The sequence below is a fragment of the Mesorhizobium sp. ES1-4 genome (genome assembly GCF_020164745.1).
Classification (GTDB): Bacteria; Pseudomonadota; Alphaproteobacteria; order Rhizobiales; family Rhizobiaceae; genus Mesorhizobium.
Genome location: NZ_JAIUGV010000002.1, coordinates 100121 through 123873, shown reverse-complemented (window position 1 = coordinate 123873; position 23753 = coordinate 100121). Strand labels below are relative to the sequence as shown.

The window sequence follows — 23753 nt, the reverse complement described above, 5'->3', positions numbered from 1 at the left end:
CGTTTGGTTTTTCTGGATTTGCCGTGGCATCCCTGACCTGCCTGGCGCTTGCCGGCGGGCCGGCGCCGGCTGCCGGTCAGGTGGCTTCGCCCTACAGGATCAAGCCCTCCGATGTGGTGCTGCCTCCCGACGTGAAGCTCGGACAATACCAGCGCACCATCCGCCCCTTCGAGAACTGGACGCTGATCTGCGACGAGAACCTCAAGGCGCGCAAGAAGGTCTGCAACGTCTCGCAGGTGATCGAGGACGAAGCCGGCAAGATGGCGTTCAGCTGGTCTCTCGCCGCCACCCAGGACGGCAAGCCCTATATGATCCTGCGCACCGCGCCGAACGCCAGGAGCGATGGGCTGGTGTCGCTGAAGTTCGATGACCGCGAGCCGATAGACGTGCATTTGAACGGCTGCAACGAGATGGTCTGCGTCGGCATGCTGCCGGTCGGGCCGGTCATGCGCCAGCAGATAGCGCGAAAGGCGACGCCGGCGATTTCCTACCCGACCGTCGATGGCCAGACCATTACCGTCACCGCAACGCTCAAGGGGCTGTCCGAGGCCCTTGCGCCAGTCAAATAACCGAGGCAGCACCGTGAGCCAGCAAGACCCATTCATCTCCGCGACGCGCGGCAATCCGACCGTCGAGCCGGACCGCGGGAGGATCGCCGAGCCGCCGCGGCGGTGGCCGCGCATCGTTGGCCTGTCGTTGTTGGGGCTGGCCTTGATGGGCATCGGCTTCGCCGGCGCCAACTATGCCGCGATCGCCGGTCTGGTCGGCGGCCCGACAGCCGCACAGGCCGACGCCGCCGCCGCTCCCGCTTTGCCGGACTCGCCTTTTCTCCAGCACGTCAAGCAAGCCGGCGTACAGGCCTGCTCGACAGTCTTTCCGGTGCTCGGACAGCTTTTGACCACCGGCGCGAAGTACAGCGTGAAATCCCTGTGGAACGATCAGGCCGCCGACAAGCACGCCGTGCAGGCCTTCGTCGGCATGGACTATGCCACCGACCGGTACAGCGGGCCGGCGGCCGGCGTGGTCTTCGCATCGCCCACCGCTTCGGGCTGCGAGGGCGCTATGGTGCGGGTGGCGCCGTTCGCCAGTCCGTGCGCGGACATTCCGGCCATTCTTCCGCAAGGCAGCAAGATCACGGACCATCTCGGACAGGTCGAGGTGTACGAGCTTGGCGGGAGCACGGGCGAGGCCCTTCTCCTGCCGACAGGCAGCACATGCGTGGTGATTTCCATCGCATCGGCGTCGAAGTGAGGCGTGCAAGCGAACGGGCGAGGCGCCCTGGAAAGGATTGCGGACCATGAAATCGCGACGTTTGACGGTCTTGTGCTTGGCCATGCTGTGGAGCGGGCAGGTCGTCTCGGCCGATCTGGTGCAGCCGTCCGAGCCGCTGAAGGAGGAGAAAGGCATCTGGGCGGCAATCGCCTACTCCCAGACGGATACCAAGTATGGATTTTTCTGGGGCGCCGACAAGCGGCAGGAGGCGAAGGACACAGCGCGGAAATATTGCGAGAACGCCGGTGGAAAAGCCTGCAATGTCGTCGCCGTGTTCCGCAATCACCGCCATTGGAACGACGATGACGAAACCGGATTTCCCTACAAGCATTGCGGCGCGCTCGCCGTGGCCGACAAGGTGGAGCACCGGTTCACTCCCTGGGGCGTCAACTCCGCCGAGACCCGCCGCGAGGCGGAGGACCTCGCCCTGCAGGCCTGCGAGGCAGGCGGAGTGCAATGCAAAATCCGCGAATGGGTCTGTACGTGACAGTTATCACAGGGTCTCGAAGCCGAACCTTTGGGCATGTGCCCGGCACCGAAGAGAAGGCCGCATTCATTGGTTCCTAGACACTTTTCCCTGAAGGCAGCCGCCGTCTGCGCGGCTGCCTTGTCCGCTTCGGTGCCGGCCGCTTTCGCACAACAGCAGCAGGCGGCGTCGCTTCCGAATGGCGCATCGTCGCTTCAGGAAACCTACCAGGACTGGCAACTGGCCTGCGGCATACAGGACAATGCCCGGGTCTGCACGGTCACGCAGGACCAGACACAGAAAAACGGCCAGAGGCTTCTGGCCGTGGAACTGCGCGTGGGGCAGAAGGGCGGATTGATTGGAACCTTGCTTCTGCCATTCGGCATCCTGTTCGAGCCCGGCGTGGCGGCACAGATCGACGGCCAGCCGCCCATCGGACCGCTGAAGTTCAGGACCTGCCTGCCGAATGGCTGCGTGGCGCTGTTTCCGATCGATCGGGCGCTGATGCAGAAGCTCAAGGCAGGCACGGAGCTCAAGCTCGATGTCACCAGCGCGGCCGAGACCAAGCTGAGTTTTCCGGTGTCGCTGAAAGGCCTCGGCGCCGCCCTCGACCGCATGGTCGCGCTCAGCGCACGCTGAGGGACAAGGCGGCAAGCGGCCCTGGCTTCATCGCGAACGAACGGGCGCGCGCAGCCCTCGGATCAAGACAGTGGGATTTCCCGGCTACGTCGAGCGAAGGTCTCGGCGATCGCGAGAACCGCGGCGTGAATCGGTCCCGCGGTGAGACTGGGCATGATCGAAGCGTCGACGACAAAAAGATTGTCGAGCGCCTTGAGCCGCAGATCCGAATCGACGACGGCGTCCGGGTCTTTCCCCATCCTGCAGGTGCCGCAGGGATGATGGTGTGTGATGGCCGACCGCGCGATGAAGTCATCCATTTCAGCCGCGCTATTGAGGGTGCCTGGCAGGAGTTCGCGCTCTCGCCAATCGGCGAGTTCATCCCGATGTCCGATTGTCCGGGCCGCATCGAGCGCCTGGCGAAACAGCACACGGTCCCGGCCGCTTTGCAAGTATGCGGGGTCGATGATCAGCCGGTCATCGAGTTCCGGCCCACTTATGCGCACGCTGCCGCGGCTCGTCGGATGGGTTATCCCGAACAGCAACGAATATGCAGTGCCGGCGGCAGGCGCCTGAAAGGCTTCGGACACGATCGGCGCGACGCCGCAACCAACGACGATTTCCGGCTGACCGGTGCCGGTGAACCCATCGGCGCGCATATAGGCCATCGACTCGGAGTGCTGCAGGCGCGATGGAGGAACGGGCTTGCGCGCCGCATAAAGGTTGCCGGCGCCAAGCAGGTGGTCCTGAAGGTTTCGACCGACTTCCGGCATATCGATCAAGCAGCCGACGCCCGCGGCATCGAGTATATCGTGCGGACCGATGCCGGAGCGCATCAGCAAAGCCGGACTTTCCAGCGCGCCGGCGCAAAGCACGACTCGATCCGCAAGGATTTCGACCGGCCCTTGTCGTCCCACGACCTCCAGGCCGCGGACCTGATTGCCCTCCAGCTTGAGCCGCCGCACCCGCGATCCCGTAAGAACAGTCAGGTTCTTGCGGCTTCGAGCAGCCGGCGTGAGCCAGGCGTCGGCCGCCGTAACCCGCCGTCCGTCGCGAATGTTCAAGGAGTTTGGGGTGACGCCGATCATCTGTCCGCTGTTGTGACCTTCAAGACGCGGCAGGCCGAGCGAAGCGCCTGCCTCGATGAACGCGCGCGCGACCGGACTTACCTCGTCGGTCGGCAAATGGACCGGCATCGGCCCGCCCTTGCCGTAAAGGCCGTTGCCACCGAGCGGGTGATCTTCGATAGCCTGAAACGCGGGCAGCAATTCATCCCAGCTCCATCTGTTATCGCCAGTCGCGTCGACCCACGCCTGGAAATCCCCGGGGTGGCCGCGCATGTAGCCCATAGCGTGAAGGCAACTCGAGCCGCCGATCAACCGCCCGCGCGCCCAACGATGTGTCCGGCCCGCGGTCCCGCTTTGCGGCTCCGTGCGATAGTCCCAATCGTAGCCGCGCCCCTGAAGCGCCGGCCAGGCGGCTGGGGTCCATATGTCGGGGTCGGCGGCCTCTTCGCCTGCCTCGATGAGCAGGACGCGACTGTCCGGCTCTTCACTCAGTCGCGATGCAAGCAACGCGCCAGCCGACCCGCCGCCGACGATGACGATATCGGAATTCGCTCTGCGCTCGACATTGGCACCGGTCATCATCACTCCATCCGCCGCTTGCTGGCTTCGACGGCCGGCATGTCTGACCCATACGGGGTAACCCCGCCTGATCCGCGTTCGGCGGATCCCCGATCCGCAACATCGCGAGGGAGTTCAACTTTTCAGACGGAGCAAACAGTCTTGCGAAAAATTCACATTTCGCTGTCCATGGACATCTTCGCTGCCGCTTTCGCCTTCAACAGGTGATTTTTCGAGGCTTTGCGGGCGGCCTTCTCGTCACCGGCGGCGATGCATTCGAATATCTCCTTCATCTCCGCCAGGCTGCTTTGTGCCCGGCCCTCCAATGACATCGACCGTCCTCGAAAGAAGCTGATCCTGGCCACCAGGCCACGATGGACTTCCTCCAGGATGGGATTCCCGCAATTGGCGAGTATGATCGAATAGAAGTCCGCGGCCGTCATGACCTGCGCCAGGCTGTCATTGCTGGATGCAGCCTCTTCGAACGCGGAAAGAGATTTTTCGAGTTCACGCAACTGCTCCGGGGATATTCTCGAAGCGCATCGTCCCGCGGCCTCGACTTCCAACAGCTCTCGAACCTCGTAAATGGCGGTTGCCACCTCCCACGACAGTGACGGTATCGACGGCCCGCGATTGGGTACGATCTCGATCAGGCGCTCGGCCTCCAGACTGCGCAAAGCTTCCCTTAGCGAGGGGCGACTAATGCCGAGTTGCGCGCACAGCTGACTTTCGATGAGGCGGCTTCCCGGCTGGAACAGCCCGGAGAAGATGGCGAGCCGCAACTTGTCCACGGTCTCCCGTTGCACTGTCCGTGGCGAGATTCGCAAATTCAAATCTGGAGGCATCTGTAACGTCTCATGGGTTTGAGTCGCAATCTTCCAACCAGCATACGCCAAGCCGAGGGGAATAGCCAGATTGTCAAATCTGAAGATTGCAAGAATGTCAGACAATCTTCTTGACGTCTCTCCGGCTGTATGATCCTTTTGAATGAGAAGGACAGTGACGGTGAGGATCATGAACATGGCGGCAGGGATAGCTTGCGACCAATTCGGTTCGCGGCGCATCGACACCGGCCGCATCGCCTTGAATGTGCGCGAGAGGGGCAACGGCCCGGTGATGCTGTTTTTCCACGGCATAACCTCCAACTCCGCCGTCTTCACACCGCTGATGGCACGGCTCTCGGATCGCTTCACGACCATAGCCGTCGACCAGAGGGGGCATGGCCTCAGTGACAAGCCGGAAAGCGGCTACGAGGCGAATGACTACGCGGACGACATTGCCGGCCTGATCCGCACGCTCGACCGGGGGGCCGCCATCCTCGTCGGACATTCGCTTGGCGCGAGAAACGCCGTCACGGCCGCCGTGAAATATCCGGACCTAGTGCGATCGGTCATTGCAATCGACTTCACGCCCTATATCGAAGCCGAGCCGTTGGATGCGTTGGAGGCCCGGGTGAACGCGGGAAGCCAGCTTTTCGAGGATATAGGAGCCGTCGAATCCTATCTTGCCGGCCGCTATCCGAACATTCCCGCGGACGCCATCAGGATCAGAGCCGAAAGCGGCTATCAGCGGGTCGACGGCGGCCTGCGGCCGTTGGCGTCCCCCGCGGCCATGGCCCAGACCGCCAGGGGCCTGCGATCGGACCTGGTGCCCGCCTATCGGGATGTGACGAAGCCCGTTCTCATCGTTCGGGGCGAGGCGAGCAAATTGGTTTCGGCGGCGGCACTGGCAAAGACAAGCCGGCTGCGGCCCGATCTGCCCGTGGTCGTCGTGCCTGGCGCCGACCATTACGTCAACGAGGTCGCTCCCGAGATCACGCTGAAAGCCATCACGAATTTCATCGACGCCTGACGGCCCAGCACGCCGTCTTCTTGTACGCAGCATCAGGATAGAAAATGGCCAATGTAAACAAAACCCAGGGTAAGGCGCGCCGTGCCGAGGTCGCCGGCGGCGGCTTTGCCGGCCTGACAGCCGCCATTGCTTTGAGGCAGAACGGTTGGGACGTCAGGCTGCACGAAAAGAGCTCGGAACTCCGGGCGTTCGGCGCGGGTATCTATCTCTGGCACAATGGCCTTCGCGTGCTCGAGGGACTGGGCGCCCTGGATGATGTTCTGCAGGGCTCCCACACGCCTCCGACCTACGAGACCTGGATGCACAACAAGTCCGTTTCCAAGGAGACGTTCAACGGTCTGCCCTGGCGCATCATGACCCGGAGCCACCTGCATGATGCCCTGGTCAACCGCGCCCGTGCGCTGGGCGTCGACATATCAGTCAACTCCGAGGCGGTCGCCGCCGATCCGGAAGGCCGCCTGACCCTGCAGACCGGAGAGGTACTCGAAGCCGACCTGATCGTCGGTGCCGACGGGGTTGGCTCCAAGGTCAGGGATTCCATTGGCTTCAAACAGGACAGATGGGTTTCCAAGGACGGTCTCATCCGGCTGATTGTCCCTCGTAAAAAGAAGGAACTCGGCCACGGCGAATGGGACAACACCATAGACATGTGGAACTTCTGGCCGCGCGTTCAGCGGATACTTTACTCGCCCTGCAACGAGAATGAGCTGTATCTTGGCCTCATGGCCCCAGCCGCCGATCCTCGCGGGTCACAGGTTCCGATCGACCTTGAGGTTTGGGTCGAGATGTTTCCCTTTCTCGAGCCTTGCCTGATCGAGGCGGCGAAGCTGAAAACCGCCAGGTACGACAAGTACGAGACGACCAAGCTGGACAGCTGGACAAGAGGCAAGGTCGCCCTCGTGGGCGATGCCGCGCATGCGATGTGCCCGGCTCTTGCCCAGGGCGCCGGCTGCGCGATGGTCAATGCCTTCAGCCTGTCGCAGGATCTGCAGGCGGGCTCTTCGGTCGAGGATGCGCTCGTCGCGTGGGAGAAGCGCATTCGCCCGATCACCGATCGCTGCCAGGCCCTGTCCGGCGACTATGCGGCGAACCGCTCGCTCTCGAAGGGGAACATGTTCACGCCGGCAGCCCTGGAAGCAGCCCGCTACGACCCGCTCCGCCGCGTCTACTCATGGCCGCAGTAGCGCCGGACAAGCCGGTCAACGAATTAATCGGGGCGCGCGCGAGCAGCGCTCCCTTCAGGAGATAAAGATGAACTATTCCAGTGAAGTCGAACGGGACTACGATGTCAGGGGATGGTACTCCTCGGTCCAGGAAAGCCGGCATGACGGCGGCAAACCTGGCGAGACCCTCGTCAAAGTCGCGACAGGCGTCGTCATACGCAATCCGTACGCCGGAAAGTTCGTCGCCGAACTGTCCGAACTGACCGATCCGAGTTCGGCTATCGGTCATGCGCTCGGCGAGCGGGCCGTGGCGCTGCTCGGCAACAGGCCTGTCGAAAGCTATGGCAAGGGCGGTATCGCGGGCACGGCCGGCGAGCAGGAACATGTCGTCGCCTGCATCACCACTGTGTTTGGAGATCCGCTGCGCCAGCAGGTGGGCGGCGGCAAGGCCTGGATTTCCTCGGTCAGCAAGGTCGCCGCCGCCGGCACATCCATCGATATTCCGCTCGCCCACAAGGATGAGCTCTATATCCGTTCCCACTACGATGCCGTCACCTTCTGCGTGCCGGATGGCCCGCGCCCGGACGAGCTTTTGATCTGCGTCGCCGTCGCGTCGGGTCCGCGCGTGCATCAGCGCGTCGGCGGCAAATCCGTCGCCGACCTCAAGGCCGGTGTCTAGTTCGATCGAAATTGGCGAAGGACGAATTCCATGCCCCTGAATATCAAGGACCTCAAGATCACATCCGCGGATTTCCAGCCGCTCGGGAAATTGCGCGACGAGCATGCCGGCGACAAGGGCAATGTCTTGCCCAGGCTTACGGTCAGCGGCGTCCCGGCAGGCACGAAAGAGCTCGCGGTCATCTGCCATGATCCCGACGCGCCCTTGCCCAACGGCTTCACGCATTGGGTCGTCTACGGCATCGATCCGTCGACCACCGACCTTTCGGACGCGCAGGAGAAGTTCCGCGTGGGGCCTAACGGCGCCGGCGGCAAGCAGTACTACGGACCTCAGCCGCCCGCCGGCCATGGGCTGCATCACTACTATTTCTGGGTCTATGCGCTGGACACGAAAGTAGAGGGCACGCCCACCAGGGAGGAATTCCTCCAGAAATATGCCGGAAACATCATCGAGCAAAATCGGATCGTAGGCACCTACGAAAACAAATGAAGTTTGCGGCGTCGGCGATCGACAACAAGAATAAAAACGATCGCCGCCGCCCTAGAATGGGAGAATTTAGGAATGAAAAACAGCAACCCCACTCACCAAAGGGTTTTCGAGGAACTGGTCACAGCCACGAAGATCCTGTTGAACGAAGGCATCCTGGATACGTTCGGCCACATCAGCGCCCGTGACCCCGAGGATCCCCAAGGCTTCTTCCTGGCCCAGAAGCTTGCTCCGAGCCTTATCACCGCCGGCGACATCCAGCGTTTCAATCTTGATGGTGAGACCACGGACAATCGCCCCTCCTACCTTGAGCGCTACATCCACAGCGAGATCTACAAGGCGCGGCCCGACGTTCAGTGTGTGCTCCACACCCATTCTCCGGCTGTGCTGCCGTACTGCTTCGTCGATACGCCGCTTCGGCCGGTCACCCACATGGGAGCTTTCATCGGCGAGTCAGTCCCGGTCTACGAGATTCGCGACAAGAACGGCGACGAGACGGATCTCTTCGGCGGCAGCCCCGGGGTCTGCGCGGATATCGCCGAAAGTCTCGGCAACCAGACCGTGGTCCTCATGGCACGGCATGGCGTCGTCAATGTCGGCAACTCCGTGCGGGAGGTCGTCTTCCGTGCCTTCTATCTCGAGCAGGAAGCGGCAGCGCTCACGGCCGGCTTGCAGATCGGCAACATCAAATATCTGTCGCCGGGCGAGATAAAGACGGCAGGAAAACTTGTCGGTGCCCAGATCGATCGAGGATGGAACCACTGGTCGCAGCGTCTGAGGGAGGCCGGCCTGGTCTAGTGCCGGCCGCCTTGAGGAATACCTGGTCCATCCCGGCCTCGGCCGGGATGAACCAGGCCCAGTTTCACTAGTTCCCTGGCGCAGGCGCGCCGGACCCAAGGCAATGAAACGCACCATGCCGCACGCGGAAAGTTACGACTACATCATCGTTGGGGCCGGATCGGCCGGTTGCGTGCTTGCCAACCGGCTGAGCGCCGACCCGGCATGTTCGGTGCTGTTGCTCGAGGCCGGCGGCTGGGATCGCGACCCCATGATCCACATACCGCTCGGGTGGGGCAAGATCCTGACGGAGCGCCGTCACGACTGGATGTATTTCTGCGAGCCGGAGGACAATGTCGGCGGACGCAGGGTCGAGTGCGCGCGCGGCAAGGTGATCGGCGGGTCGTCCTCCACCAACGCCATGGCCTATGTGCGGGGAAATCGCGGCGATTACGATCGTTGGGCGGCCAGCGGGCTCGGCGACTGGTCGTACGACAAGGTGCTGCCGTATTTCCGCAAGCAGGAAAGCTGGGAAGAGGGCGAGAACCAATATCGTGGCGGCAATGGTCCGGTCAGCACCCAGTTCTGCCGCTACAAGGACACGCTGATCGACGCCTTTGCGCAAGCCAGCGTCCAGGCAGGCTATCCGCAGACCGACGACTACAATGGCGAGCGGCAGGAGGGGTTCGGCCGCCTCCAGATGACGATTTCAAAAGGCCGGCGTTCTTCGACCGCGTCCGCCTATCTGCGGCCGGCCCTGAAGCGGCCCAACCTGACCGTCCTGACCGGAGCAACGGCAACGAAGATCGCCTTGGAGGGCACACGCGCCACCGGGGTGGTTATGAACCATGGCGGCGGCGAACGAACGGTCGTCGCCCGCAAGGAAGTTCTGCTCTCGGGCGGCGTCATCAATACGCCGCAACTCCTGATGTTGTCGGGCATCGGGGCGCCAGAGGAACTCGCGAAGCACGGTATCCAGACGCGGGTCGACCTGCCGGCGGTCGGCAAGAACCTGCAGGATCACGTCTCGGTCATTCTCATGTATCGGCGCCGGGCTCCGGGCGGTCCTTTCCTGCACAACATGCGTGCCGACCGGATCGGGCTGGACTTCGCCAAGACCTACTTCACGGGACGAGGTTTCTCGGGAGATGTGCCCGGCGGGGTCGTTGCTTTCCTGAAAAGCGGTCCGGAGCGGCCGTTGCCGGATGTGCAACTGCTGTTCACGGCGGCTCCGCTCGCCGCATGGCCTTATTTCAAGCCGTTCAAGGCACCGTTTCCGGACGGTTTCGCCACGCGGATCGTGGCGACGCAGCCTGAAAGCCGGGGGGCGGTGAAACTGGCCTCGGCCGATCCTCTCGCGGCACCGCTGATCCACCAGAATTTCCTCGCTTCGCCGGAGGATTGGGGGTCCCTTCGGGCCGGATTCCGGGTGGCAAGGGATCTCGCCGCGCAGCCCTCCATGCAGCCCTTCATCGAGGCGGAGTTCTTTCCCGGCCCGAAGTGCCAGAGCGACGACGAGATCGACGAGCATATCCGCAAGACCTCCATAACCGTGCATCATCCGGCAGGAACTTGCCGGATGGGGGCCGATACGGCCTCGGTCGTTGACCCGGAGTTGCGGCTTCGCGGCGTCGACGGCCTGAGGGTGGTGGACGCTTCTGTCATGCCCGACCTGGTCTGCGGAAACATCAACGCGGCGGTGATCATGATTGCCGAGAAGGCCGCTGACCTCATCGCGGCATCAAAAGCAGCAACGCAAAGCAGGGCAGCATAATGATCCAGCGCATCGCCATCATCGGTCTGGGCACAATGGGGCCGGGCATGGCCGCCCGGCTTGCCAGGGGCGGCTTGCAGGTAACCGCCTACGATGTTGCCCCGGCCGCTATCGAGCGCGCAGGGTCCATGCTGAGCACGGCCGAATCCGTGCTCGACGCCCTGGGTGTCGCGGCCCCTCCGGCCGGCGCCGGAACGGTTCGCTTCACGGATGACATCGGCGATGCGGTGGCAGGTGCCGATCTCGTCATCGAGAACGTTCCTGAAAACATCTCGATCAAGGCCGATGTCTACCGCACGATCGACGGCCTGATCGCACGGGACACGATCGTCGCGTCCGATACGTCGGGTATCCCGATCACCAAGCTGCAGGCGCATATCTCGCATCCTGAGCGGATGGTGGGCATGCACTGGTCGAACCCGCCGCACATCATCCCGATGATTGAGGTGATCGGCGGCGAGAAGACCGCGCCGCAAACCGTGGCTGTTATCCGCGACCTGATCCGCTCGATAGGGTTGCTGCCGGTGGTGGTGAAGAAGGACGTGCCAGGCTTCGTCGAAAACCGCGTGCTCTATGCGCTGCTGCGAGAGGCGGTCGACCTTGTCGAGCGTGGCGTCATCGAGCCGGAAGATCTCGACACATGCGTCTCGTGGGGCATCGGCTACAAGATCGCGGTGGTCGGCCCGATGGCGCTGCTCGATATGGCGGGGCTGGACATCTACAAGTCCGTCTCTTCCTTCCTCAACGCCGATCTCTCCAGTCGCGACGATGTGGCGCCGATGGTGCTGGAGAAGACGAACGCGTCGAAGCTCGGCATCAAGTCGGGGGAGGGCATGTTCTCCTACACGCCCGAGCAGACGAAGGCGCTGCAGGCTGAACGGGCGCGCAAACTCGTCGCGGTGCGGCGGATCCTGGAAGGACGGGAGTAGCCGATGGCTGATCATGCTCACACGGCAGGCAGGGCCGGGGCACCGCATGGAGGGGCAAGCCATGCGCGTTGAAACCATTCGGGCAGCCGGCGGCCGGCCGGCCCATATCCGCCATGACGACCTGATCTCCGCCAAGGGCGTTTCGGTGGTCATGGCCAGGCAACTGGTTCTGCAAAACATCGATCTTTCGGTACCGAAGGGGTCGTTTGTCTCGCTGATCGGTCCTTCCGGTTGCGGCAAGAGCACCTTGCTCAAGGTGCTGGCCGGGCTTGTCGATCCGACAAGCGGCAGCGTTTCGATCGCCGGGCTTTCGCCGGTCGAGGCGGCGCGCAAGCGCATGATAGGCCTCGTCTTCCAGGACGCCAACCTGCTTCCCTGGAAGAACGCCGTCGATAACGCGTCGATGCTGCTCGGCATCGCCGACAGGTCGCTGTCGCGCGCGGACTTGAAGGCGCGCGGGCAGGAGATGCTGGAACTGGTTGGGCTGGGCGATTCTGCCCACAAGCGTCCAAATGAATTGTCGGGCGGCATGCGCCAGCGCGTCGCGATCGCGCGGGCGCTGGCGCTCGATCCGGCGGTGCTGCTGATGGACGAGCCGTTCGGCGCGCTCGACGCCATCACCCGCGACCAGATGGGCCAGTCGCTGCTGGAGATCTGGCAGCGCACCGGCAAGACCATCGTTCTTGTCACCCACTCCATCGACGAGGCCATTCATCTGTCCCGACATGTCCATGTGCTGGGGATCAAGCCGGGGCGTATCACCGAGAGCCTCGATATCGGCCTGCCCTATCCGCGTGACCTGTCGGTGACGGAAGATCCGGAGTTCGTCAGGCTGGTGGTTCAGCTTCGCACGATGCTGCGCGCCAGCCATCAACCGGGAGGCGCATCGTGAGCGATCAGCCCATCACCAATCGTTCCGAGTCGCGGCTCGCTTCCAGTTGGAGTGCCGCGACAAGCAGCTGGCTACCGGCGGTCATCCTTCTGCTGGCGACGATCGTGGTATGGGAAGCCGCGGTGCGGATCTTCGCCATATCCGCCTTCATCATTCCCGCCCCGACCGAGATCGCTAAATCGCTGGTCGCGCAATGGGGAACACTGATGCAGGCGACGCTGGTGACGGCGGGCGAGATACTGTTCGGGTTCCTTGTCTCCGTCGTGGTTGGCATTGCCATAGCGCTGGTCATCGTGCGCTTCGACTGGCTCGGGCGCGCGCTCTATCCGCTGGTGGTGCTGTTCCAGAACGTACCCAAAGTGGCGCTGGCGCCGATCTTCATTCTCTGGTTCGGCTATGGTCTCGCGCCCAAGATCGGCCTGATTCTGGTCATCGCCTTCTTCCCGGTGACGTTGTCGATGCTGGCCGGCATGCAGTCGGTCGACCGGTCGCTGCTGTCGCTGATGAATTCGGTTGGCGCCAGTCCAACGCAGATCCTGTTCAGGATCCGCGTCCCGCATTCACTGCCGAACCTGATGGCCGGAACCAAGATCGCCGCCACGCTCAGCGTCATCGGCGCCATCGTCGGCGAATTCGCCGGCGCTTCGGACGGGCTCGGCTATGTCATCCAGTTCGCTTCGACCCAGCTCGACACCGCGCTTGTCTTTGCAGCGCTGCTGCTCGTTTCGGTGCTGGGCATCGCCTTCTACTACGCCGCCGAAATACTCGAACGCATCGTGGTGCCGTGGGCACCGAAATTCAGCCAGGCCTAGGCCTCTCGATCAACCACAGTCAAAAAAGGGAACAAACAATGCTGAGACGCTCACTTATCAAAGCAGCCACGCTTGCGGCCTTTGCCGGCGCACTTGGCTTCCCCGGCATGGCGCTGGCGGCGGACAAGGTCACTGTCCAGCTCGACTGGGTGGTACGCGGCAACCACGCCATGTTCTTCGTCGGCAAGGAAAAAGGCTTCTTCGCCAAGAACGACATCGACGTCGCCGAAATCCGCAAGGGCTCGGGATCGCCCGATGCCATGCGGCTGGTTGGCAACGGAAACGCGGATTTCGGTTTCGGCGATCTTCCCACGCTCGCCGTCGCGCGCTCGCAGAATGTCCCGGTGGTGGCGTTGGCCGCCGTCAACCAGCACTCGCCGCTGGCCATCATCTCGCTCGCCAAGACGGTGAAGCTCACCAAGCCGGCCGATCTCAAGGGTCTCACCATCGGCATCCATCCGGCCGGATCGACCTATATCTTCTTCAAGGGCTTCCTGGCAGCGAACGGCTTGACCGAGAAGGACATGACGCTGAACAGCGTGTCGCCGCCATACGAAAGCTATCTGCTTCTGGGCCGTGTCCAGACGGTGGTCGGCTATGTCGACGCCGAGGTTCCCGAACTGGAAGCCAAGGCAGGCGGTCCGGGTTCGCTCAGCATCATGATGGGCGCCGACCATGGCTGGAAGGCTTATGGCTCCGGCCTGTTCACCTCGGAGAAGATGATCAAGGACAAGCCGGACGTCGTTGCCCGCTTCGTCAAGGCCTACAGGGAGGCCTTCGACTATGTCGTGGCGCACCCCGAAGAGGCGGCCGAGATCACCGCCAAGGCTGCACCCGGCTACGCCGACAAGAAGGATGTGCTGCTGGCGCAGATCAACGCCGACATAGCATCGACCTTCACCAGCCCGGACACCAAGGATCACGGCCTCGGCTGGATGACGAAGGCGCAGTGGGAGGAGACGCTGAAGACGCTCACCGATCAAGGCGTGCTGAAGACGGCGCTGCCGGTGGACGACGTCTTCACCGACAAATTCCTGGCGAAGGAATAGGCGGCCCGCGATGATCGGGCGGACGCGGTCGACGAGGGCCTATCGGCATGCCAGCCTGTCCTGCGCTGCGGTGCAGGACACGGCGCGCTCGCCTTTCGCCGCGTCGGTTCGGTCGAGCGCGATCTGCACGCGGGTGGCGTATGCACGGCCCGACAGGCCGCACCACAGCCGCTCGACGGGCAGGTTCTCGCGCTTGTCGTTGAGGATCGTGAACGTACCCGTCTTGGGGTCGAACCACAGTTCGAGGCGAGCACTTTTGCCCGGTTCGACCGTCGCGATCCCTTCTGAATACCAGTGGGCGAAGTCGGCATTACAAGAAACGCCTTCCTGGCCCGCATTCGAAATCGTCAACGGCACCATGTCGAGCCCGTCGGTGCCCTTGCGGACGATGACATGGTGCAACTCAACCGCGTTGGCGAAAGATGAGAACGCCAACATCACGGGGAGGACATAACGGATTTTCACTTTGCCTGAGCTCCACGGATGAATTTCTCAGGCAGTCTATCTCGCTCGTGCGCAATAACAACAAGAATATTGATTGGAAATCAAACAGAGAGGGTAAAATGTTAAAGATCCTGAAGACCAGTGTAAGTGCATTTATACTCTGCGGCGTCTTGACGAGCGGTGCGCTCGCCGGCGAAGTCAAGTCGATCGCCATCCTGACGCCCGAAGAAGGTACCGACTACGGTTGGAATCAGCAGGGCATCGACGCCGCCAAGGCGGCGGGCAAGGCCGCCGGCGTCGAAGTGGTCGTGGCCCAGGGCCTCGGCTATGGCGACGTTCGCCCGACGTTGCGGGAACTTGCGTCCGACGGCGCCAGCCTGATGATCGCCCATGCCAGCGGCTACAACACCTCGGCGCCTGAGATCGCCAAGGAATTGAAGGTTCCCGTAGCGATTGTCGACACGCCTAACGGTCTGGAAAAGGGTCTGGTCGCCGACTATACGTTGAGCGGTCACGAGGGCGCTTATCTCGCCGGCCGTCTCGCCGCCAAGATGTCGCGCTCGAAGTCGGTCGGCATCGTCGTGTCGGGCGAACCCCCATCGTGGAACTCGCAGTCGGCGGCCTTCGCTCAGGGCGTGAAGGCCGAGAACCCCGACGTCAAGATCACCTATGCGGTGATCGGACCGGCCGCCTACAGCGATGCGGCCGGCGGCAAGCGCGTCACCGAAAGCGTGATTGCGTCTGGCGCCGACATCATCTTCGGCCAGGGCAATGGTTCGAGCTTCGGCATGCTGCAGGCGGTCGAAACGACCAAGGCGGCCGACGGCGGCAAGGTCTATTTCATCGACGTCATCGGCGACAAGTCGCCGATCGACAAGGGTTTCCTGCTGTCGTCGGTGGTGTGGAACATCGAACCGGTCTACGCGGCGATGATCGCCGATCTGAAGGCCGACACGTTCGGTACCAAGCACTATTCGATCGGTCTCAAGGACGATTCCGTGAAGCTGCTGAAGACCGCCGCGATCCCGGACAATGTCTGGTCGGAAATCCAGGCGGTGCGCGAGGACGTCGTCTCCGGCAAGATCAAGGTCGAGCCGGTCTATGATGCGGCCGCCGTCAGGGCGCTGATGACAAGCGTCGCCCAGTAAGGCGATCAGAAGTCGGCTGCCGGAGGGGCGATCGGTTCGCTCCTCCGGACCATTCCCGTTTCCAGTGCTGGGCTTTCATGAGCAGTCTTTCTTCATCTCCCGCCTTCAACCGCGACATCGTCGCGCTTGAAGGCGTGACCAAACGCTTTCCCGGCATTGTCGCCAACGACAGCATCGACCTGTCGATCCGCCCTGGCGAGGTGCATGTGCTGCTCGGCGAGAACGGCGCGGGGAAATCCACATTGATCGGCATGCTGTCCGGCCTGCAGCAGCCGGACGAAGGACGCATACTGGTCGATGGCAAGCCGTCGCGGATCACCTCGCCGCGCCATGCGCTGGCGCTGGGCATCGGCACGGTTTTCCAGCACATGATGCTGGTTCCAACGCTGACGGTGGCCGAAAACCTGTTGCTCGGCGGACCCTGGTGGCAACGGCCCAGGACCGAGGAGCTCGAGGCGCGCGTCGCCGAAATCACCGGCAGCCTCGGCATCACGGTGAAACTGCACGCCAAGGTCTCGGAGCTTTCGCTTGGCGAGCAGCAGCAGGTCGAAATCCTGCGCGCCATGGTACGCAACAGCCGGCTGCTGATCCTCGACGAATCCACGTCCATGCTGACGCCGAAGGGTATCGAGGAACTTGGCGCACTGATGCGCCGTCTCGTCGAGCAAGGATTGGCGATCGTCTTCATCACCCACAAGCTCAAGGAGGCGGCCGCCTTCGGCGACCGCATCTCTGTGCTGAAGCTTGGCCGCAAGGTCGGCGAAATACCGCCCGAGCGTTTCCGCGCGCTCGGCGAACAGGAGATTATTTCCGAGATCGTGGAGTTGATGTTCGGCAGGCAAAAGGACGATCCCGAAGCGGTCGAACGTCCGGTCCGCGCGGTCGATGCGCAGGTTACGCCTCTGCTTCAGGTCGCGGATCTCAGGGTCGCGCCGACCGACAACGCGCCCGGCCTGTCGTCGATCTCCTTCGACATCCGCCCGGGCGAGATACTCGGCATCGCCGGCATCGACGGCAATGGCCAGAAGCAATTGGCCGAGGCCTTGGCCGGTCAACGTGCGGCGACCAGCGGTTCGGTACGGCTCGAGGGTGCCGCCATCGAGGCGCTGAGTGTCGGCGAACGCCGCCAACGCGGCCTTCGCTACCTGACTGACGACCGGTTGGGCGAGGGCACGGTCGGCACTTTCCCGGTTTCGATCAATTTCTTTCTCAAGCAGGTCGGCGCGGCGCCCTTGTGGCGCAGCGGCGTCGAGCAGCGTGGCGAGATCGACAAGCGCGCGGCCGAACTCGTGCGCGAATACGATGTGCGCACGCCAAGCCTGAAAACGCCCGTTGCGCGGCTCTCCGGCGGCAACATCCAGAAGGTGCTGCTGGCGCGGGAACTGGCCGAGGGCGCGAAGGTGGTCATCTTCAACAAGCCGACCTACGGGCTCGATCTCGCCAACACGCTGGCGTCGCGCCAGCGCATCCGCGACACGGCGGCACGCGGCCTCGCCGTGCTGTTGATCTCCACCGACCTCGAGGAACTGCTCAGCATGTGCGACCGTATCGCGGTCATCGCGAACGGCGAACTTGTCGGCACCGTCGAGAATGCCGAGGACGCCCGCACCAGGGTCGGGCGCCTGATGATCGGACTTGCCGCATGAGCATCGACACCGCCCCTCCCGCCGGCGCCACCGCGCTCGACGCCACGAGCGGGGCGGCCACGCGCCGCGACATAATGCACCGGCTGCTGATGACGATTGGGCCGATCCTTGCCGCTCTCGTCATCGCCGGCTGCATCCTGCTTGCCGTCGGCGTCGACCCGCTCGCCTACTATGGCTACGTGCTGGAGAAAGGACTGTTCTCGCCGCTCGGCATCCAGCAGACGCTGACGCGAATGGCCCCGCTGCTGTTTCTCGCCGCCGGCCTGATCGTGGCCTTCCGCGCCGGCATGTGGAACCTGGGCGGCGACGGACAGTTCCTGCTCGGCGCCGTCACGGCCGCCGCCAGCGCTCCGGTGCTGGTGCAGATCCTGCCGGCCTGGCTGGCGCTGTTTTGTTCGTTCCTGATCGCCATGCTGGTGGCCATGATCTGGTCGCTGGTGCCGGCGCTGCTGCGCGCCTATCAGGGCGTCAACGAGATCATCACCACGCTGATGATGACGTTCCTCGGCACGTCGTTCGCCAATGTGCTGGTCAAGCTGGTGTTCCGCGATCCCGGCACCACCGTGCCGCAGACCCGCACGCTTCCGGTGGAAGACCGGCTGCCGCGGCTGTTTGAAACCACCATCACCAGCGGCCTGCTGCTCGGCCTGGCGGCGATCATCATCGTGCATCTGGTGATGACGCGAACGGCATTCGGGCTGAAACTCAGGATTGTCGGCGCCAATCCCCGAGCGGCGGTTCATGCGGGGCTGGGCGTGCCTAGCCTGACCATTGCCGTCTTTGCCATTTCTGCCGGGCTCGCGGGCCTTGCCGGCGCTGTCGACATCATCGGCGTGCAAGGCAATGTCCGCGCCGACTGGAACCCTGCCTATGGGCTGGCAGTCATTCCGGCCGTGTTTCTCGCCCGCATGAACGGGTTTGCCGCGATAGGCTTCGTGTTCCTGCTTTCGGTGTTGTCGATCGGCGGCGAGAGCGCGGCGCGGCGGCTTGGCGTGCCCAATCATTTCACGTTGGTGCTGGTTTCCATCGTGCTGATCGTGCTCGCTCTCGCCGAGTATGTCGATCATCGCTACAATCAGTCGAGAAAGGCCTGACATGACCGGGCTGTTCAGCGAAGTCTTTCTCAGTGCGCTGCTGTTCGGTGCCGTCACCGCGGCCATTCCGCTGCTGCTTGCCGGGCTCGGCGAACAGATGTCGGAGAAGGCCGGCGTGCTGAACATCGGCATCGAGGGCATGATGCTGGCCGGCGCCTATCTCGGCTTCGTCGGCGCCTTCTATTCGGGATCGCTGTGGCTGGGTTTCCTCACCGGGGCCGCCGGCGGCATCGCGGTGGCGCTGGTCATGGCGCTGCTTTGCGTGCGCATCGGGCTGAACCAGATCGTCATCGGCATCGCACTGACGCTTGGCCTCGAAGGCTTGACGGCGCTGCTTCACCATTTCCAGTTCTCGCGCAGCTATCCCCGGCTGCCGGCGGCGGACGCCACGGTCATTCCGCTGCTGTCGGACATTCCGGTGATCGGGCCGGCCTTCTTCAAGCACCACCTGATCGTCTATCTGGCGGTCGCGCTGGTGTTCGGCATGAGCTACCTCTACCGACGCACGCAGCTCGGCCTCAATTTGCAGGCCGCCGGCGACAAGCCGGCCGCGCTCGACGTCGCCGGCATCGACGTCGTCAGGACACGCACCATCGCCGTGCTGACAACCGGCGCGCTGGCCGGGCTCGGCGGCGCCTATCTCGCCAATGTCGGGGCAGGCCTGTTTATTCCCTTCATCACCAACGGCGCCGGCTTCCTCGGCATCGTGCTGGCCATGCTGGCGCGCGGGCGTCCGGTCTGGGTGCTCTTCGGCGCGCTTTTGTTCGGCGTCTGCCTGTCGCTGACCACGGCCATGCAGGTGGCGGGCGTCAACATACCGACCGACGTCATCCAGATGCTGCCGTTCCTGGCGGTGATGATCATGCTGGTGCTGTTCGGGCGGCGAGCCAGCCTGCCGGCGGCGCTCGGCATTCCGTACGAGCGCGGCGCGCGCTGACAAAAACAACATGCGCGGAAGGGACCGCGCCAAAACAGGAGGCAACAATGTCGGATACCAAGGTCTACCTGCTCGACGGCGGCTCACTCGTCCTCGACGGCTATCACGTGTTCTGGAATCGCGGGCCCGGCGGCGAAGTGCGCTTTCCCGTCTATTCGATCCTGGTGGAGCATGCCGAGGGCCGCTTCCTCATCGACACCGGCTATGACTATGACCACGTCATGAAGGTGCTGCCCTTCGAGAAGCCGATCCAGGAAAAGCACCAGACAATTCCCGGCGCGCTGGCGCTGCTCGGGCTGGAGCCGAAGGACATCGACGTCGTCGTCAATTCGCACTTCCATTTCGACCATTGCGGCGGCAACAAGTATTTTCCGCATGCCAAGAAGATCTGCCATCGCACCGAGGTGCCGCAGGCCTGCAACCCGCAGCCTTTCGAGCATCTCGGCTATTCCGACCTGAGTTTCTCGGCGGAGGCGGCTGAGGCGCGTGGCGCGACAGCGCAGCTGTTGGAGGGCACGACGCGCGCCAATTCCACCTTCGAGGGGATCGAAGGCGACGTCGAGCTGGCCAAGGGTGTCAGGCTGATCTCGACGCCTGGCCACTCGATCGGCCATTACAGCCTGCTGGTCGAGTTTCCCAAGCGCAAGCCGATCATGTTCACGATCGATGCCGCCTATACGCAGAAGAGCTTGGAGACGCTGTGCCAGGCGGCGTTCCATATCGATCCGGTCGCCGGCGTCAATTCGATGCGCAAGGTGAAGAAACTCGCCGAGGATCACGGCGCCGAGCTGATGTACTCGCACGACATGGACAACTTCAAGACCTACAAAACCGGCACGCAGTTCTACGGCTGACCGCCGCCAATCCGGAGACAAGACGATGCGCTATCTCGAACACGCCGATCCGGTCATCACCCTGACTGCGGGGCCTGTCAATGCTTATCCCGAAGTGCTGCGTGGGCTCGGCCGCACAGTGCTTTACGACTATGACCCGGCCTTCCAGCTCTTCTACGAGAAGGTCGTCGACAAGGCCCAAAAGGCGATGCGGCTTTCCAACAAGCCGGTCATCCTGCACGGCGAGCCGGTGCTGGGCCTGGAGGCGGCGGCAGCGTCGCTGATCACGCCCGACGACGTCGTGCTCAACCTTGCCTCGGGTGTCTACGGCAAGGGGTTCGGCTACTGGGCGAAACGCTATTCGCCACATCTTCTCGAAATCGAAGTGCCCTACAACGAGGCGATCGACCCGCAGGCGGTCGCCGACATGCTGAAGGCACATCCGGAAATCACTGTCGTGTCCGTCTGCCATCACGACACCCCGTCGGGCACGATCAACCCGATCGATGCCATCGGCGCGCTGGTGTCGGCGCATGGCGGCTATTTGATCGTCGATGCCGTCTCGTCTTTCGGTGGCATGAAAACGCATCCGGAGGACTGCAAGGCCGACATCTATGTGACTGGCCCGAATAAATGCCTGGGGGCGCCTCCCGGCCTGACGATGATGGGCGTCAGCGAGCGAGCCTGGGCCAAGATGAAGGCCAATCGCCTGGCACCACGCGCGTCGATGCTGAGCATTGTCGATTGGGAAAACGCCTGGTCGCGCGAAAAGCCGTTCCCGTTCACACCATCGGTCTCGGAGATCAACGGGCTCGATGTGGCGCTCGACCTCTATCTCAACGAGGGGCCGGAGGCCGTGTGGGCGCGCCACGCGCTGACGGCAAGGGCCATGCGCGCAGGCGTCGCCGCCATGGGCCTGTCGATCTGGGCCGCCAACGACAAGATCACGTCGCCGACCACGACCGCTGTCCGGACGCCGGATGGCGTCGACGAGAAGGCGCTCCGCCAGGCCGCGCGCGCCCGCTACGGCGTGGTGTTTTCGTCAGGCCGCGGCGAAACGCTGGGGAAGCTGACGCGCATCGGCCATATGGGTCCGACCGCGCAGCCGATCTACGCGATCGCGGCGCTGACGGCGCTCGGCGGTGCTCTGAACGCGGCCGGCCAGAAGCTTGCGGTCGGCATGGGAATCGACGCGGCGCTGGCCGTGATCGACGCCGACGCCTGAACACAAATCATCAGATTGCGCATTGAGGGAGAAATTTCATGACTGAGCGGCTTGCGGGAAAGACGGCGCTGGTGACGGGCGCCGCACAAGGCATCGGCAAGGCGATCGCGGCGCGGCTTGCGGCTGACGGCGCGACCGTGATCGTCAGCGACATCAACGCCGAGGGCGCGAAGGCCGCGGCCGTCGCGATCGGCGGCAAGGCGAAGGCTGTTGCCGCCGACATTGCCGATCCGGCTTCGGTCAAGGCGCTGTTCGCCGAGATACAGGCGCTGACCGGCGGTGTCGACATCCTGGTCAACAATGCCAGCATCGTGCCGTTCGTCGCCTGGGACGATGTCGACCTCGACCACTGGCGCAAGATCATCGACGTCAACCTGACGGGGACCTTCATCGTCACCCGCGCGGCAACCGACCAGATGCGGGCAGCGGGCAAGGCCGGACGGGTGATCAGCATTGCCTCCAACACCTTCTTCGCCGGCACGCCGAACATGGCCGCCTATGTCGCGGCCAAGGGCGGCGTCATCGGCTTCACCCGGGCACTGGCGACCGAGCTTGGCAAGTACAACATCACCGCAAATGCGGTGACGCCCGGACTGATCGAGAGCGAGGGGGTCAAGGCGAGCCCGCATAACGAGGCGTTCGGCTTCGTCGAGATGCTGCAAGCGATGAAGGGCAAGGGCCAACCCGAACACATCGCCGATGTCGTGGCATTTCTCGCCTCGGACGACGCGCGCTGGATCACGGGCCAAACGCTGAATGTCGACGCCGGGATGGTCAGGCATTAGTTCTGCCATCGCAACAATTTCGGCCCGTTTCTGGCGCGGCAACCATTGCTGGTTACACGCTGGGGCCTTTTGTGGCGCCGCTGGGGTGCTTTCTTACTCTCCAAGTGAAGACAGATGTGGCCGCATAGTTCCAAACGGCGCCAAGCAGGATACCGGCCAAACCGGCCGACCACCATCTATAGTGGCTGTTCGCGAACAGGTAGTTTGCAATGCCCACGTTTGCGAAGGCACCCACGGAGCATACGAGCATAAAAGTGAACAATCCAAAAATCACCTCCTTTACACCCCGGAGGCGTCTGTCACGATATGTTAGCGTGTTGTTCACGAAGAAATTGAACACCATCGCAGTAAACGTCGCGGCGCCTTGAGCGGCGATGAAGTCGGCAAGGCCTGTGGCGAGGAGGCCCGACAGCACAAACATATGAACCAAAACGCCAAGGCCGCCTATTAGGGAAAAAGATATGAAGCGCGCTGGAAGAACGTGGCCGACCAGTTTGTCGGCCAGCAACATCAGATATTCCCATGTAACCAATGCATCCAGCTTGCTCTCGCCAGCCTGCCTTGTCCGAAACTGGTAAGCGACCTCCTGGATTCTCAACGGAGATTTCGAGGAAGCGCAGATATCCAACAGGATTTTGTAGCCCTGGCCTGATAAATCCCTTACCGAATTATCGAAAGCCGATCTTGTAATAGCGAAGAAGCCGCTCATCGGGTCACTGAGATCGCCTTTGGTCACCGCCTTGGCCAGCCACGTTGCAAAGGCGCTGATTTGTGCCCGGCGCTTGTCCCAGGAACCCAGCCCGCCACCTTCGGTATACCTCGAACCAACCACAAGGTCGGCGGTGCCACTTTCGAGTAAGGAAAGCATTTGCGGTATCATAGTCTCGTCATGTTGAAGATCGGCGTCTATTACAACCATGAATGGAGTGGTCGTGCTGAGCATGCCTTCGGTGACGGCAGTAGACAGTCCACGCCGGCCGATGCGATGAATGAGCCGAATTCCGGGGACAGCGGCAGCCAACTTTGCAACTTCAGTTCTCGTGCCGTCAAAGGAGTCGTCGTCCACGAACACGATCTCATGATCGATGCCTCTGAGCGCAATCCCAACAGCCGCCGCGATCTTGGATACATTCGCAAATTCGTTGAACGTGGGAATGATTACTGAGACCAACGGGGCAAAACGTGACTTCCCATTTTGGCTGTCTCTGACATCGATGTTCAAGATCGCCCCCCGGCTATTCGAGCTTG

25 protein-coding genes are annotated in these 23753 nt (G+C 63.0%); 21 read left to right on the top strand and 4 right to left on the bottom strand.

Annotation, left to right across the window (positions count from 1 at the left end; translation table 11 throughout):
- Nucleotides 1-23 precede the first annotated feature (23 nt).
- Genes LB556_RS04260 through LB556_RS04245 form a run of 4 tightly spaced genes read left to right on the top strand, consistent with a single transcriptional unit; the run spans nt 24 to nt 2377 of the window.
- On the top strand, nt 24-569 hold the full coding sequence (locus LB556_RS04260; RefSeq protein WP_224564285.1) for an invasion associated locus B family protein: 546 nt from the start codon (nt 24-26) through the stop codon (nt 567-569).
- 13 nt (nt 570-582) lie between these two features.
- A complete protein-coding gene (locus LB556_RS04255) occupies nt 583-1251 on the top strand; it encodes a hypothetical protein (protein WP_224564282.1) in 669 nt (222 codons plus the stop codon).
- Between the two features lie 46 nt (nt 1252-1297).
- Complete coding sequence (locus LB556_RS04250; protein ID WP_224564279.1) at nt 1298-1759, top strand: DUF4189 domain-containing protein; 462 nt, start codon at nt 1298-1300, stop codon at nt 1757-1759.
- 36 nt (nt 1760-1795) lie between these two features.
- Nucleotides 1796-2377: an invasion associated locus B family protein gene (locus LB556_RS04245; protein WP_411908565.1), complete on the top strand. Its 582-nt coding sequence runs from the start codon at nt 1796-1798 to the stop codon at nt 2375-2377.
- Nucleotides 2378-2439: 62 nt separating this feature from the next.
- On the opposite strand, the gene LB556_RS04240 is transcribed toward LB556_RS04245, so the two are convergent.
- Together LB556_RS04240 and LB556_RS04235 are read right to left on the bottom strand one after the other, a co-directional pair.
- Nucleotides 2440-4002 (bottom strand): GMC family oxidoreductase, encoded by a 1563-nt coding sequence (locus tag LB556_RS04240; RefSeq protein WP_224565058.1) that lies wholly within the window; start codon nt 4000-4002, stop codon nt 2440-2442.
- Between the two features lie 152 nt (nt 4003-4154).
- Nucleotides 4155-4931, bottom strand: a complete 777-nt coding sequence (locus tag LB556_RS04235; RefSeq protein WP_224564274.1) for a GntR family transcriptional regulator — start codon at nt 4929-4931, stop codon at nt 4155-4157.
- Between the two features lie 64 nt (nt 4932-4995).
- Here LB556_RS04235 and LB556_RS04230 point away from each other — a divergent pair, with 64 nt between their 5' ends.
- The 10 genes from LB556_RS04230 (at nt 4996) to LB556_RS04185 (ending at nt 14393) form a co-directional block, all read left to right on the top strand.
- Nucleotides 4996-5832 carry an alpha/beta fold hydrolase gene (locus tag LB556_RS04230; protein ID WP_224565056.1) on the top strand — a complete coding sequence of 279 codons (837 nt, stop codon included), beginning with the start codon at nt 4996-4998 and terminating at the stop codon, nt 5830-5832.
- A gap of 44 nt (nt 5833-5876) precedes the next feature.
- Nucleotides 5877-7016 (top strand): FAD-dependent oxidoreductase, encoded by a 1140-nt coding sequence (locus LB556_RS04225; protein WP_224564271.1) that lies wholly within the window; start codon nt 5877-5879, stop codon nt 7014-7016.
- 67 nt (nt 7017-7083) lie between these two features.
- Nucleotides 7084-7674 carry an amino acid synthesis family protein gene (locus LB556_RS04220; RefSeq protein ID WP_224564268.1) on the top strand — a complete coding sequence of 197 codons (591 nt, stop codon included), beginning with the start codon at nt 7084-7086 and terminating at the stop codon, nt 7672-7674.
- Nucleotides 7675-7704: 30 nt separating this feature from the next.
- Nucleotides 7705-8163 carry a YbhB/YbcL family Raf kinase inhibitor-like protein gene (locus LB556_RS04215; RefSeq protein ID WP_224564265.1) on the top strand — a complete coding sequence of 153 codons (459 nt, stop codon included), beginning with the start codon at nt 7705-7707 and terminating at the stop codon, nt 8161-8163.
- Between the two features lie 72 nt (nt 8164-8235).
- Complete coding sequence (locus tag LB556_RS04210; RefSeq protein WP_224564262.1) at nt 8236-8958, top strand: class II aldolase/adducin family protein; 723 nt, start codon at nt 8236-8238, stop codon at nt 8956-8958.
- Nucleotides 8959-9073: 115 nt separating this feature from the next.
- Nucleotides 9074-10711: a GMC family oxidoreductase gene (locus tag LB556_RS04205; RefSeq protein WP_224565054.1), complete on the top strand. Its 1638-nt coding sequence runs from the start codon at nt 9074-9076 to the stop codon at nt 10709-10711.
- Entirely contained in the window at nt 10711-11640 is a 930-nt protein-coding gene (gene fhmpcd1, locus LB556_RS04200; protein WP_224564259.1) for a 5-formyl-3-hydroxy-2-methylpyridine 4-carboxylate 5-dehydrogenase, read from the top strand. The genes LB556_RS04205 and fhmpcd1 overlap by 1 nt, the downstream gene beginning before the upstream one ends.
- Before the next feature lie 61 nt (nt 11641-11701).
- On the top strand, nt 11702-12532 hold the full coding sequence (locus tag LB556_RS04195) for an ABC transporter ATP-binding protein (RefSeq protein WP_224564256.1): 831 nt from the start codon (nt 11702-11704) through the stop codon (nt 12530-12532).
- On the top strand, nt 12529-13344 hold the full coding sequence (locus LB556_RS04190) for an ABC transporter permease (RefSeq protein WP_224564254.1): 816 nt from the start codon (nt 12529-12531) through the stop codon (nt 13342-13344). Before LB556_RS04195 ends, LB556_RS04190 begins: the two co-directional genes overlap by 4 nt.
- A gap of 38 nt (nt 13345-13382) precedes the next feature.
- A complete protein-coding gene (locus LB556_RS04185) occupies nt 13383-14393 on the top strand; it encodes an ABC transporter substrate-binding protein (RefSeq protein ID WP_224564251.1) in 1011 nt (336 codons plus the stop codon).
- Nucleotides 14394-14432: 39 nt separating this feature from the next.
- Here LB556_RS04185 and LB556_RS04180 read toward each other — a convergent pair whose 3' ends face one another.
- Nucleotides 14433-14858, bottom strand: a complete 426-nt coding sequence (locus LB556_RS04180; protein ID WP_224564239.1) for a hypothetical protein — start codon at nt 14856-14858, stop codon at nt 14433-14435.
- 98 nt (nt 14859-14956) lie between these two features.
- Between LB556_RS04180 and LB556_RS04175 the strand changes: the two genes are divergently transcribed.
- From LB556_RS04175 to pldH, 7 genes are all read left to right on the top strand, one after another.
- A complete protein-coding gene (locus LB556_RS04175) occupies nt 14957-15985 on the top strand; it encodes a putative B6 ABC transporter substrate-binding protein (protein ID WP_224564237.1) in 1029 nt (342 codons plus the stop codon).
- Between the two features lie 77 nt (nt 15986-16062).
- Nucleotides 16063-17631: a putative B6 ABC transporter ATP-binding protein gene (locus tag LB556_RS04170; protein WP_224564234.1), complete on the top strand. Its 1569-nt coding sequence runs from the start codon at nt 16063-16065 to the stop codon at nt 17629-17631.
- Nucleotides 17628-18725 (top strand): putative B6 ABC transporter permease subunit 2, encoded by a 1098-nt coding sequence (locus tag LB556_RS04165; RefSeq protein WP_224564230.1) that lies wholly within the window; start codon nt 17628-17630, stop codon nt 18723-18725. Before LB556_RS04170 ends, LB556_RS04165 begins: the two co-directional genes overlap by 4 nt.
- Nucleotide 18726: 1 nt before the next feature.
- Nucleotides 18727-19662 carry a putative B6 ABC transporter permease subunit 1 gene (locus LB556_RS04160; protein WP_224564227.1) on the top strand — a complete coding sequence of 312 codons (936 nt, stop codon included), beginning with the start codon at nt 18727-18729 and terminating at the stop codon, nt 19660-19662.
- A gap of 47 nt (nt 19663-19709) precedes the next feature.
- Nucleotides 19710-20516, top strand: a complete 807-nt coding sequence (gene pldA, locus LB556_RS04155; RefSeq protein ID WP_224564224.1) for a 4-pyridoxolactonase — start codon at nt 19710-19712, stop codon at nt 20514-20516.
- A gap of 25 nt (nt 20517-20541) precedes the next feature.
- A complete protein-coding gene (ppaT, locus tag LB556_RS04150; protein ID WP_224564222.1) occupies nt 20542-21720 on the top strand; it encodes a pyridoxamine--pyruvate transaminase in 1179 nt (392 codons plus the stop codon).
- A gap of 38 nt (nt 21721-21758) precedes the next feature.
- The gene (gene pldH, locus LB556_RS04145) at nt 21759-22505 is read left to right on the top strand and encodes a pyridoxal 4-dehydrogenase, SDR-type (RefSeq protein WP_224564219.1); all 747 of its coding nucleotides are present in this window, start codon (nt 21759-21761) and stop codon (nt 22503-22505) included.
- Nucleotides 22506-22557: 52 nt separating this feature from the next.
- On the opposite strand, the gene LB556_RS04140 is transcribed toward pldH, so the two are convergent.
- Nucleotides 22558-23727, bottom strand: coding sequence for a glycosyltransferase (locus LB556_RS04140; RefSeq protein ID WP_224564216.1), 1170 nt, complete (start codon nt 23725-23727; stop codon nt 22558-22560).
- Nucleotides 23728-23753 lie beyond the last annotated feature (26 nt).

Bases quoted from the DNA above. Each gene is read 5' to 3' on its own strand.
- LB556_RS04170 (WP_224564234.1), top strand. From the start codon at position 16,063: ATGAGCAGTCTTTCTTCATCTCCCGCCTTCAACCGCGACATCGTCGCG.
- LB556_RS04225 (WP_224564271.1), top strand. From the start codon at position 5,877: ATGGCCAATGTAAACAAAACCCAGGGTAAGGCGCGCCGTGCCGAGGTC.
- LB556_RS04165 (WP_224564230.1), top strand. From the start codon at position 17,628: ATGAGCATCGACACCGCCCCTCCCGCCGGCGCCACCGCGCTCGACGCC.
- pldA (WP_224564224.1), top strand. From the start codon at position 19,710: ATGTCGGATACCAAGGTCTACCTGCTCGACGGCGGCTCACTCGTCCTC.
- fhmpcd1 (WP_224564259.1), top strand. From the start codon at position 10,711: ATGATCCAGCGCATCGCCATCATCGGTCTGGGCACAATGGGGCCGGGC.
- LB556_RS04175 (WP_224564237.1), top strand. From the start codon at position 14,957: ATGTTAAAGATCCTGAAGACCAGTGTAAGTGCATTTATACTCTGCGGC.
- LB556_RS04250 (WP_224564279.1), top strand. From the start codon at position 1,298: ATGAAATCGCGACGTTTGACGGTCTTGTGCTTGGCCATGCTGTGGAGC.
- LB556_RS04245 (WP_411908565.1), top strand. From the start codon at position 1,796: ATGTGCCCGGCACCGAAGAGAAGGCCGCATTCATTGGTTCCTAGACAC.
- LB556_RS04160 (WP_224564227.1), top strand. From the start codon at position 18,727: ATGACCGGGCTGTTCAGCGAAGTCTTTCTCAGTGCGCTGCTGTTCGGT.
- ppaT (WP_224564222.1), top strand. From the start codon at position 20,542: ATGCGCTATCTCGAACACGCCGATCCGGTCATCACCCTGACTGCGGGG.
- LB556_RS04220 (WP_224564268.1), top strand. From the start codon at position 7,084: ATGAACTATTCCAGTGAAGTCGAACGGGACTACGATGTCAGGGGATGG.
- LB556_RS04185 (WP_224564251.1), top strand. From the start codon at position 13,383: ATGCTGAGACGCTCACTTATCAAAGCAGCCACGCTTGCGGCCTTTGCC.
- pldH (WP_224564219.1), top strand. From the start codon at position 21,759: ATGACTGAGCGGCTTGCGGGAAAGACGGCGCTGGTGACGGGCGCCGCA.
- LB556_RS04210 (WP_224564262.1), top strand. From the start codon at position 8,236: ATGAAAAACAGCAACCCCACTCACCAAAGGGTTTTCGAGGAACTGGTC.
- LB556_RS04240 (WP_224565058.1), bottom strand. From the start codon at position 4,002: ATGACCGGTGCCAATGTCGAGCGCAGAGCGAATTCCGATATCGTCATC.
- LB556_RS04195 (WP_224564256.1), top strand. From the start codon at position 11,702: ATGCGCGTTGAAACCATTCGGGCAGCCGGCGGCCGGCCGGCCCATATC.
- LB556_RS04205 (WP_224565054.1), top strand. From the start codon at position 9,074: ATGCCGCACGCGGAAAGTTACGACTACATCATCGTTGGGGCCGGATCG.
- LB556_RS04215 (WP_224564265.1), top strand. From the start codon at position 7,705: ATGCCCCTGAATATCAAGGACCTCAAGATCACATCCGCGGATTTCCAG.
- LB556_RS04230 (WP_224565056.1), top strand. From the start codon at position 4,996: ATGAACATGGCGGCAGGGATAGCTTGCGACCAATTCGGTTCGCGGCGC.